This is a genomic window from Methylophaga sp. UBA4204 (assembly GCF_002379485.1).
In the GTDB taxonomy this organism is placed as follows: Bacteria; Pseudomonadota; Gammaproteobacteria; order Nitrosococcales; family Methylophagaceae; genus Methylophaga.
The window spans coordinates 12,246-14,151 of sequence record NZ_DFTU01000097.1 but is presented as its reverse complement, the minus strand read 5'-3'; the positions used below and the strand labels follow the sequence as shown (position 1 = coordinate 14,151).

At 45.1% G+C, this 1,906-nt stretch carries 2 protein-coding genes and 1 pseudogene; all 3 read right to left on the bottom strand.

Going from position 1 to position 1,906, the window contains the following annotated elements:
* A pseudogene (locus tag B3182_RS14760) lies at positions 1–185 on the bottom strand (tol-pal system protein YbgF); the annotation flags it as partial.
* Position 186: 1 nt separating this feature from the next.
* Positions 187–756 (bottom strand): peptidoglycan-associated lipoprotein Pal, encoded by a 570-nt coding sequence (gene pal / locus B3182_RS14755; RefSeq protein ID WP_292358150.1) that lies wholly within the window; start codon positions 754–756, stop codon positions 187–189.
* 21 nt (positions 757–777) lie between these two features.
* A partial coding sequence (gene tolB, locus B3182_RS14750) for a Tol-Pal system beta propeller repeat protein TolB (RefSeq protein ID WP_292753319.1) occupies positions 778–1,906 on the bottom strand: 1,129 nt, incomplete at its 5' end.

Below are 1,906 nucleotides of genomic sequence, written 5' to 3'. Positions count from 1 at the left end.
TGAATCTCACGCTGCAATTGATCAACCTGAGTGAGCAAGGAGGTTAATCCCTGCCCCTGAATAATACGTTCCAACCTATCCACGCGAGCCTGTAAAGCTTCTTCTTCAGCCCAAGAAACAGCGGGCGCCAATATAGCGCCCACCATTAATACGATTGCAAGTTGTTTTTGCTTTTTAAAAGGCATATCAACGACCAATGTAAATTATTTCAACTCGACGGTTTTGTGACCATGCAGATTCATCACTACCATCAACGGCAGGACGTTCTTCACCAAAGCTTGTCACACGAAATTGTTGGGCACTAGCGCCCTGCAACATCAGTAACTGACGAATAGATAAAGCACGTCGTTCACCTAATGCGAGATTATATTCACGCGAGCCCCGCTCATCAGTATGACCTTCAAGACGGACAGTCAGATTAGGATTTTTACCCAAATAAGCTGCGTGAGCCTCGACGATAGGTTGATCTTGTGGTCTTACACTGGCGCTATCGTAATCAAAGTAGATTACCCGATTGGAGAGAGGGTTGGATGGATCATTCAATTCACTTCCTGCATAACCATCTTCGCCAACAATAACACTTGCTTCTGCTCCCAGATCGCTACCATCAGCTCCTTGACCAGTAACACCTGAAGTTGATGCGCCATTACGCTCCTCAACCAACACATCATCGGTTCCATCTTTTGTGGCATTACCGCTACAGGCATTGAGTAAAAACAATGCAATAAGTAGAGCCGAGAACTTATAACGATTCATAACAAACACTCCTGACATAAATTATTTTTTCAGCGGAGACCATGCTGGTTCACGCACAACAGTTCCGGATTCGCTCAAACGTTGATGGATCCGGCCATCAACAGAGACAGCAGCTAAAACACCGCTACCTTTTTGCTCAGTAGCATACAGGATCATTTGGCCATTCGGCGCGAAACTCGGCGATTCAGCTCTTCCTGAATCCGTCAAAACTTGCATTGCGCCGGTTTTCAAATCCTGTACAGCAATATAAAAACCACCATTGGCACCATGTACCATGGCCAGTTTGCTTCCATCTGGTGATAAATCAGGTGAAGCATTGTAATTTCCTTCAAAACTTATCCGTTCAGCTCTACCACCATTTGCTGAAACTTTGTAAATTTGTGGTCGACCACCACGGTCAGAAGTAAAGTAAATCTCATTGCCATCGCGTGACCAGACTGCTTCAGTATCAATCGCCTGAGCATTATTAGTGACCCGTATTAAATCACCATTGGCTAATTCCATGACATAAATTTCCGGGTTACCATTTCTCGACAGAGTCAGGGCCAGCTTTTTGCCATCAGGCGACCAAGCCGGTGCGCTATTTATGCCTTCAAAGGAGGCAACTGACTTGCGTTGTCCGCTTTGCAACTGCTGAACAAAAACCTCTGTTTTGCCATTCTCAAATGATACATAGGCTAATTGATTGCCATCAGGTCCCCAGGACGGCGACATAATCGGTTGAGTAGATTGTAATACAGTCCGTGGATTTGCTCCATCAGCATCCGATATCTGTAAAGCGAAACGTTTTTTACCATCACCAGCCGTTATTTGTGTGACAAACGCCAGACGCGTTGAAAAAATACCTTTTTCGCCGGTTAATGTTTCATAGATAACATCTGCAATCTGATGGCCTAATGCACGCAATCCAGATGCAGGCACCTGGTAACGTTTTCCGGCCAATTGCTGACCACGGTAAACATCAAACAATTGGAATTGAACCTGGTAGTTCTCGCCATCCTGACTGCTGATTTTGCCGATAACAAGCCCTTCGGAACGTAATAAACGCCAATCTGCAAAATTGACCTGTGATTGTTCAGTGGGTCGAGAAACCAAATCCTGGTTATCTAATGGTGCGAAACGACCAGTACTCTCGAGATCATTACGAATA